The organism is Thiogranum sp., assembly GCF_058323355.1.
Window position 1 is genome coordinate 1 of sequence record NZ_JBTTIO010000070.1, and the last position, 8,514, is coordinate 8,514.

The window sequence follows — 8,514 nt, forward strand, 5'->3', positions numbered from 1 at the left end:
CACTCATGGTCCCCGCCTGTGCGGGGATTGTTATTTCTGGACGATCAAGTGGCCTCTCGTATGGGCCACCACTGGAGAAACAGGTTATGCCCGTAGTCACCCTTCCTGATGGCAGTCAGCGCAGTTTCGATCACCCGCTAACCGTTGCCGAAGTCGCCGCCGATATCGGCCCCGGCCTGGCCAGGGTTGCACTTGCCGGCAAGGTCAACGGTGAACTGGTCGATACCAGTTATCGCATCGAGGACGACGTTGATCTGGCCATTGTCACCCATAAGGATGACGATGCGCTGGAACTGGTGCGCCACGATGCCGCGCACATCATGGCGCAGGCGGTGCAGGAGCTGTATCCCGGCACCCAGGTCACCATCGGCCCGGCCATCGAGAACGGTTTCTACTACGACTTTGCGCGTGAAGAGCCGTTCACGCCGGAAGACCTGAAAAAAATCGAAAAGCGCATGAACGAGATCGTCAAACGCAACCTGCCGATCCAGCGCGAGGTCTGGTCGCGTGACGAGGCGATCAAAACCTTTAATGAACTGGGTGAGACCTACAAGGTCGAGATCATCAATGACATCATTCCGGAAGGTGAGGAGTTAACGGTCTACCGCCAGGGTGACTGGTTCGATATGTGTCGCGGCCCGCACCTGCCCAGCACCGGCAAGCTGCCAAAAGCCTTCAAGCTGATGAGCGTGGCCGGCGCCTACTGGCGTGGGGACTCCAATAACCCCATGTTGCAGCGCATCTACGGCACCGCCTGGCGCAACAAGGATGAACTCAAGGCCTACCTGCACCGGCTGGAAGAAGCCGAGAAGCGTGATCACCGCAAGCTCGGCAAGACCATGAACCTGTTCCATACCCAGGAAGAAGCGCCGGGTATGGTGTTCTGGCACGACAAGGGCTGGCGTATTTACCTGCAGGTGCAGGATTATATTCGTGACAAGCTGCGCGATCATGGCTATCAGGAAGTGCACACGCCGACCATCATCGACCGCACCTTGTGGGAGAAATCCGGGCACTGGGAGAAGTTCCAGGACGACATGTTCATTACCGAGTCGGAGAAGCGCACCTTCGCCATCAAGCCGATGAACTGCCCGGCGCATATCCAGATCTATAACCAGGGTCTGAAGAGTTACCGCGATTTACCGTTGCGGCTGGCTGAGTTCGGTTCCTGTCACCGCAACGAGCCGTCCGGCACGCTGCACGGTCTGATGCGCGTGCGCGGTTTTGTGCAGGACGATGCACATATCTTTTGCACCGAGGCGCAGGTACTCGATGAGGTGTCGGATTTCATCGACCTGTTGTTCGAGGTTTACCGCGATTTCGGTTTCGAGGATGTTATTATCAAGTTCTCCACGCGCCCGGAACAACGTGTGGGCGCCGACGCGTTGTGGGACAAGGCCGAGAAATCATTGCAGGACGCACTCGACCACAAGCAACTGGACTGGGAACTGCAACCGGGCGAGGGCGCTTTCTACGGCCCCAAGATCGAATTCTCACTGAAGGACTGCCTGGACCGCGTCTGGCAGCTCGGCACCATCCAGCTGGATTTCTCCATGCCGGAACGACTCGGCGCAACCTACGTGGCGGAGGACGGCAGCAAGCACGTGCCGGTGATGCTGCACCGGGCAATCCTCGGTTCGCTGGAACGGTTTATCGGGATTCTTATTGAACATTACGCCGGTGCACTGCCGCTGTGGCTGGCCCCGGTGCAGGCCGTGGTGATGAATATCACCGACAATCAGGCCGAATATGCCAAAAAAGTCGCAGAAACCTTGAAAAATCAGGGAATCAGGGCCAATTTAGACTTGAGAAACGAGAAAATCGGCTTTAAAATCCGCGAGCACACAATTCAGCGCACCCCGTACTTGCTGGTCGTCGGCGACCGGGAAGCTGAATCAGACACTGTGGCCGTGCGCACGCGAAGCGGCAAGGACCTGGGAAGTCTGTCCTTGCAAGCCCTGTCAGACGGGCTGACCGCTGAAATCGCGAGCCGCGGCCGAACTATTTTGGAGACGTGAACTATCGCTGCAGCAAACAAACTGAAACACCGGCTCAACCAGAGCATCGATGCAACAGAAGTCCGCCTGGTTGGCGCGGAGGGTGAACAGATCGGAATTGTCCCCCTTGCCGAGGCCCTGGAGAAAGCGGCGGAAGCCAGTCTTGATCTGGTCGAAATTTCACCGCAGGCCGAACCACCGGTCTGCAAGATCATGGATTACGGCAAGTACCGTTTCGATGAGCAGAAGAAACGACAGGCTGCACGCAAGAAGCAGAAGCAGACCCAGGTCAAGGAAATCAAGTTCCGGCCCGGTACCGATATTGGCGATTACAATATCAAGCTGCGCAACCTGACCCGCTTCCTGAACGACGGCGACAAGGTCAAGGTTACCCTGCGGTTCCGAGGCCGCGAAATGGCGCACCAGGAACTGGGGCGTGATTTGCTGAAACGCGTAGAGAACGATCTTTCGGAACTGGCCACAGTTGAGCAGTTTCCGAAAATGGAAGGCCGTCAGATGATTATGGTGATGGCACCAAAGAAAAAGTAAGTTAATTTGGGGTCAGAGTAAAAATTATCTTGCCAGCTGTAGCTGGCAAGATAATTTTTACTCTGACCCCAAATTAACAGTTCGTGCCGGGTATCAACCGCACCTTGGGGCGAACTTGTGATGTATAGAAGCGGGAGAGATATTATGCCAAAGATGAAAACCAATCGTGGTGCCGCCAAGCGGTTCCGCAAGACCGCCAGTGGCGGTTTCAAGCGTGGCCAGTCGCACCTGCGCCATATCCTCACCAAGAAAAGCAGCAAGCGCAAGCGCCATCTCGGCAGCACCGAACAGGTGCACGAAGCCGATCAGCGTGCCGTTCGCCGCATGTTGCCATTTGTCTAACCGGAGGGGATGAGCCATGCCAAGAGTAAAACGTGGTGTTCAGGCGCGAGCCAAACACAAGAAGGTCCTCGACAAGGCCAAGGGTTATTACGGTGCGCGTCGCAAGGTGTACCGTGTCGCCAAGCAGGCGGTCATCAAGGCCGGTCAGTATGCCTACCGTGACCGTCGTCAACGCAAGCGTCAGTTCCGTGCGCTGTGGATTGCGCGTATCAACGCGGCAGCCCGTGAGAACGGCATGTCCTACAGCCGTTTCATCAACGGACTGAGCAAGGCCGGTATCGAAGTCGATCGCAAGGTGCTTGCCGATCTGGCGGTGTTCGATGCGGCTGCCTTTACGGCGCTGGCAGAAAAAGCAAAAGCCAGCCTGGCGTAACGATCAACAGGGCCTGCTGTCGAGTGGCGCTGACCCGTTTGATTCCTTGAGGGGAAGGCTGGTGAAATGCCAACCTTCCCTTTTTTGTTTTCAGGAGATGTAATGTGGAGGCGTTAGCCACACTCGAACAACAGGCCCGTGAAGCCATCGACGCCGCCGGTGACCTCAAGGCGCTGGACGAAGTGCGAGTTCAGTACCTGGGTAAAAAAGGCCTGTTGACGGAACAGCTCAAGCAACTTGGCAAGCTGCCTGCCGACGAACGGCCGCAGGCCGGGCAGGCCATCAACGTGGCCAAGAAGCAGGTGCAGCGGGCCATAGAGGCGCGCAAGCAGGCGCTGCAGGACGCGGCGTTGGCCGAGGCACTGGCATCGGAGCGGATCGATGTGACATTGCCGGGGCGGGGGCAGGGCGCAGGTGGCCTGCACCCGGTGACACGTACGTTGCAACGCATCGAGACATTGTTTTCTTCAATGGGGTTCGAATCTGTGGAAGGTCCGGAAATCGAGGACGACTACCACAATTTCGAGGCGCTGAATATTCCCGCGCACCACCCGGCGCGCGCCATGCACGATACCTTCTATATCGATGCGCACCGTGTATTGCGTACCCATACCTCGCCGGTGCAGATCCGGGTGATGGAACAACGCAAGCCGCCGTTCCGTGTCATTGCGCCGGGACGTGTATACCGCTGTGATTCCGACCTGACGCATACGCCGATGTTTCACCAGGTGGAAGGTCTGCTGGTGGATGAGAACGTCAGCTTTGCCGATCTCAAGGGGTTACTCGACGAATTCCTGAAAGACTTTTTCGAGCGCGACGATCTGGCCGTGCGTTTCCGTCCTTCATACTTCCCGTTCACTGAACCATCGGCGGAAGTCGACATCGAATGTGTCATCTGCTCCGGTAAAGGTTGCCGCGTGTGCAGTCATACCGGTTGGCTGGAAGTGCTCGGTTGCGGCATGGTGCACCCGAATGTATTCACGCATGTCAATGTCGATAATGAAGCCTGGACGGGCCTTGCCTTCGGTATGGGCGTGGAGCGCCTGACCATGCTGAAATACGGTGTCGACGATTTGCGACTGTTCTTTGAAAATGACCTGCGCTTCCTGCAGCAGTTCCGCTAACCGCGAGAGTTCCAGACGATGAAATTCAGTGAAGCCTGGTTACGTGAATGGGTAAACCCGAATCTGGAGACTGCACAGCTGGCCGAACAGCTGACCATGGCCGGTCTCGAGGTCGACTCGATCGAGCCGGCCGCCGGCGAATTCAGTGGCGTGGTGGTTGCCGAGGTGCTGTCGGTGGAAGCTCACCCGGATGCCGACAAGCTGCGTGTCTGCCAGGTGTCGGCGGGTGAGGGCGAGTCCTTGCAGATTGTCTGTGGCGCACCCCATGTACGCGCCGGTATGAAAGCGCCACTGGCGACCGTCGGTGGCCGTATCGGTGACATGAAAATCAAAAAAGCCAAACTGCGCGGTGTGCTTTCATACGGCATGTTGTGTTCGGCGCGTGAGCTGGGTCTGAGCGAGGACCATGAAGGTCTCATGGAGCTACCGGCCGATGCGCCGGTGGGGCAGGACATTCGCGACTACCTGTCACTCAACGATACCCTGATCGAGATTGACCTCACGCCCAACCGGGGCGATTGCCTGGGTATGGAAGGCGTGGCGCGTGAAGTCGGCGCACTGACGAAGACCGATGTCACAACGCTGGACATGCCGCCTGTACCGGCCTCGATCGATGATACATTCGATATTAGCGTAAAGGCGCCGGAGGCCTGCCCGCGTTACCTGGGGCGCGTGATTCGTGGTATCGACCCCGGGGCCCGGACACCCCTGTGGATGAAGGAGAAGCTGCGCCGTGGCGGGTTACGCAGCCTGGGGCCGGTTGTTGACGTAACCAATTATGTGCTGCTCGAACTCGGTCAGCCGATGCATGCTTTCGATCTTGCGCAACTGTCCGGCGGTATTGAAGTGCGTTACCCCAGGGCCGGTGAAACCCTGACCCTGCTCGATGAACGTGAAGTCGAGCCGGTGAGTGACACGCTGCTGATCTGCGACCACGACAAGCCGCTGGCGCTGGCCGGTATCATGGGCGGTGAGCATTCAGGCATCTCGGACACGACGCGGGACTTGTTCCTTGAGGTGGCCTTCTTTACGCCCGAGAAGATTGCCGGTCATGCACGCCGCTACGGCCTGTCGACCGATTCCGCCTACCGTTTCGAACGTGGTGTCGATGCCGGGTTGCAGTATCGGGCCATGGAGCGTGCAACAGCGTTACTGCTTGAACTGGTGGGCGGTAAAGCCGGGCCGGTTATTGAGGCCGTTTCGGAGAAGGACTTGCCGCAGAAAGCGCCGATCACCTTGCGCCGTGCCCGCATCAAACGCCTGCTGGGCTTCGTGCCGGATGATGCCGAAGTGGAGAATATCCTCAGTCGGCTCGGTATTGCTGTCGAATCCGGCAATGAGGGCTGGCTGGCCACGCCGCCGGGTTTTCGTTTCGATCTCGCCATCGAGGCAGACCTGATCGAGGAAGTCGGCCGGGTATTCGGCTACAACAACCTGCCTGTCGCCAATAACCGTGGTGATCTCAAACTTCGCCCGGCACCGGAAACGGTGACACCGCTGGAGCGGCTGAAGGCCATGCTGGTGGATCGCGACTACTACGAAGTGATCAGCTACAGCTTTGTGGATGCGGAAACCCAGTCCGTTATCCTGCCCGACGTTGAGGCCGTTGCGCTGGCCAACCCCATTTCCTCGGAAATGTCGGTGATGCGCACCAGCCTGTGGCCTGGTCTGGCCGGGGTGGTGAAATTCAATATCGCACGCCAGCAGAGCCGTATCCGAATCTTCGAGACAGGTCTTAAGTTTATTCAGCAAGATAATGAATTAAAACAGAAAAGAATGTTGTCAGGCGCTGTAACAGGCGACCGCTTTGTGGAGCAGTGGGGGTCGAAACCCGAGCCGGTCGATTTCTTTGATGTGAAGGCCGACCTGCAATGCCTGCTTGATCATGCCGGTGTGGAAGCCTGTTTCGAGGCGGGCGAGCATCCCGCCCTGCATCCGGGCCAGTGTGCGGCAATTTATGCTGACGAGCGGCAGGTAGGCTGGCTCGGTCGCGTGCACCCCCGGGTTGCCCAAAAGCTGGAAATTCCCGGCAAAACCCTCCTGTTTGAGCTCGAACTGGATGTTGTGCTTAAAGGCCGGGTGCCAAGCTTTGAAAAACTCTCAAGATTTCCGTCAATCCGCCGTGACCTAGCAGTAGTAGTGAATGCGCACACGCCAGCCGGCGTGCTTTGCGACACGATTCACGCAGAAGCCGGGCCGTTGCTCCAGGATCTGCGGGTATTCGATGTCTATGAGGGCAAGGGCATAGAATCCGGGCGAAAAAGCATCGCTTTTGGCTTGATTCTACAGGATTCTTCACGCACACTAACTGACGATGATGTTGACGCGGTAATGAACGTAATTACCGGTCAACTAAAACAAAAATTCGGGGCAACATTAAGAGAGTGATCCCATGGCGTTAACCAAAGCCGACATGGCAGAAAAGCTGTTCGAGGATCTGGGGCTCAATAAACGCGAAGCCAAGGAACTGGTCGAGATGTTCTTCGAGGAAATCCGTTGTGCACTCGAAAGTGGCAAGCAGGTTAAGCTCTCAGGGTTCGGAAATTTTGATCTGCGCGAGAAGAACCAGCGCCCAGGTCGAAACCCCAAGACAGGTGAGGAAATTCCGATTTCCGCTCGTCGGGTTGTGACGTTCCGTCCCGGTCAGAAACTCAAAGCACGCGTAGAGGCCTATGCTGGAAGCCAGCAACAATAACGAACTACCCGCAATCCCAGGCAAACGGTATTTCACCATCGGTGAAGTATCAGAGTTGTGTGGCGTCAAGCCGCACGTGCTGCGCTACTGGGAGCAGGAATTCCCCCAACTCAAGCCGGTAAAGCGTCGCGGTAATCGCCGCTACTACCAGCGCCATGACGTGATCATGATTCGTCAGATTCGCAGTCTGCTGTATGAACAGGGCTTCACCATCGGTGGTGCGCGCCAGCAGTTGTCCGGCGATGAGGCGAAGGAAGACGTCAGTCAGCGCCAGCAGATTGTGCGCCAGATGCGCATGGAGCTGGAAGAACTGTTACAGATACTCAAACGCTAACGGATGCTGTATCATGCAGCGCTCTTTCGGGGCGTAGCGCAGCCTGGTAGCGCACCAGTCTGGGGGACTGGTGGTCGGAGGTTCGAATCCTCTCGCCCCGACCAATTTAAATCTTCCCCGTTTCTTCATGTTTTAATGCGCCGGGCAACGTTGGTTCTGTTGCTGAGCCTGCTGGCCCTGACAGCAGATGCTTCCACGCACAATCGGCTGGAAGTGGTTGTTATTCATTCCTACCACCAGGACTACCCCTGGACAGCGCTTCAATACAAGGGCTTCGCTGATACGTTGTCCCGTGTTCTTCCTGAGTATGACATCACCTTCTCGGTCGAGTATCTCGATACCAAGCGAGTTAAACCCAGTAGCGCCTATCTGCAGAAATTCCTGTCTTACCTGCAGGCCAAACATCAGGAAGACAGGCCCGGTCTCATCTATGTGACAGACGACAATGCCATGAATTTTATGCTGTCGGCGGGTGTGCAGGCTTTCCCGGAAACCCCCGTTGTATTTTCCGGAGTCAATAATCTTTCGCTGGCAGAAGCGCTGGATCGGCAGCATATAACCGGGGTGTTTGAACACAAGAGTGTCGAGTCCAGTATACGACTCGTCCAGCAGATACGTCCGGAAACGGAACGTATTATATTCCTGGGTGACGGTGGTCCTACCGATCAGGCAATCGGTACCAGGATCACAGAAGTCTCGCGTCACTACACCGGGTCTGAAATTACCCACATCGGCAGAGGTTCACTGGGCGAGTTGCTGGAAGCGCTGGATGCGGCAGGGCCAGGTGTGATTATCGTGACCACGATTGGTGGTGTGCGCGATGCAGACGGGCGTGTGCTCGAGCTTGGTGAAGTCATGAAGCGGGTAACCGATACCGGTCGCATGGTGCTCATCATGGAGGATGCCTATTTGTTTCCCGGTGTGCTTGGTGGCTATGTGACCACAGCGCGTCTTCAGGGTGAAGCGGCTGCCCGGCTTGCAGCACGGATTATTCGTGGTGAAGCCGTTTCCCGAATAGAACCTGTTACTGAAAGTCCTGGTGAACTGGTGTTCGACTGGAAGGTATTGCAGCATTTCGGCGTACGGCTCAATGACGATCT

General features: G+C 56.9%; 9 protein-coding genes and 1 tRNA gene. All 10 read left to right on the forward strand.

Annotated features, from left to right (window positions below; translation table 11 throughout):
• Positions 1–86: 86 nt before the first annotated feature.
• Positions 87–2,018 (forward strand): threonine--tRNA ligase, encoded by a 1,932-nt coding sequence (gene thrS, locus ACW81B_RS10985; RefSeq protein ID WP_491580269.1) that lies wholly within the window; start codon positions 87–89, stop codon positions 2,016–2,018.
• A 21-nt stretch (positions 2,019–2,039) separates the two neighbouring features.
• Positions 2,040–2,546: a translation initiation factor IF-3 gene (infC, locus tag ACW81B_RS10990; protein WP_491580275.1), complete on the forward strand. Its 507-nt coding sequence runs from the start codon at positions 2,040–2,042 to the stop codon at positions 2,544–2,546.
• A gap of 144 nt (positions 2,547–2,690) precedes the next feature.
• Positions 2,691–2,888, forward strand: a complete 198-nt coding sequence (gene rpmI, locus ACW81B_RS10995; RefSeq protein WP_132971947.1) for a 50S ribosomal protein L35 — start codon at positions 2,691–2,693, stop codon at positions 2,886–2,888.
• A gap of 16 nt (positions 2,889–2,904) precedes the next feature.
• Positions 2,905–3,261: a 50S ribosomal protein L20 gene (gene rplT / locus ACW81B_RS11000; protein ID WP_491580270.1), complete on the forward strand. Its 357-nt coding sequence runs from the start codon at positions 2,905–2,907 to the stop codon at positions 3,259–3,261.
• A gap of 104 nt (positions 3,262–3,365) precedes the next feature.
• Positions 3,366–4,385: a phenylalanine--tRNA ligase subunit alpha gene (gene pheS / locus ACW81B_RS11005; RefSeq protein ID WP_491580271.1), complete on the forward strand. Its 1,020-nt coding sequence runs from the start codon at positions 3,366–3,368 to the stop codon at positions 4,383–4,385.
• Positions 4,386–4,403: 18 nt separating this feature from the next.
• The gene (gene pheT / locus ACW81B_RS11010; protein WP_491580272.1) at positions 4,404–6,773 is read left to right on the forward strand and encodes a phenylalanine--tRNA ligase subunit beta; all 2,370 of its coding nucleotides are present in this window, start codon (positions 4,404–4,406) and stop codon (positions 6,771–6,773) included.
• A 4-nt stretch (positions 6,774–6,777) separates the two neighbouring features.
• Positions 6,778–7,080: an integration host factor subunit alpha gene (gene ihfA / locus ACW81B_RS11015; protein ID WP_491580273.1), complete on the forward strand. Its 303-nt coding sequence runs from the start codon at positions 6,778–6,780 to the stop codon at positions 7,078–7,080.
• Positions 7,058–7,414 (forward strand): MerR family transcriptional regulator, encoded by a 357-nt coding sequence (locus ACW81B_RS11020; RefSeq protein WP_132971952.1) that lies wholly within the window; start codon positions 7,058–7,060, stop codon positions 7,412–7,414. Before ihfA ends, ACW81B_RS11020 begins: the two co-directional genes overlap by 23 nt.
• A 27-nt stretch (positions 7,415–7,441) precedes the next feature.
• Positions 7,442–7,518: transfer RNA gene (locus tag ACW81B_RS11025), tRNA-Pro, on the forward strand.
• A gap of 46 nt (positions 7,519–7,564) precedes the next feature.
• A partial coding sequence (locus ACW81B_RS11030) for an ABC transporter substrate-binding protein (protein ID WP_491580274.1) occupies positions 7,565–8,514 on the forward strand: 950 nt, incomplete at its 3' end.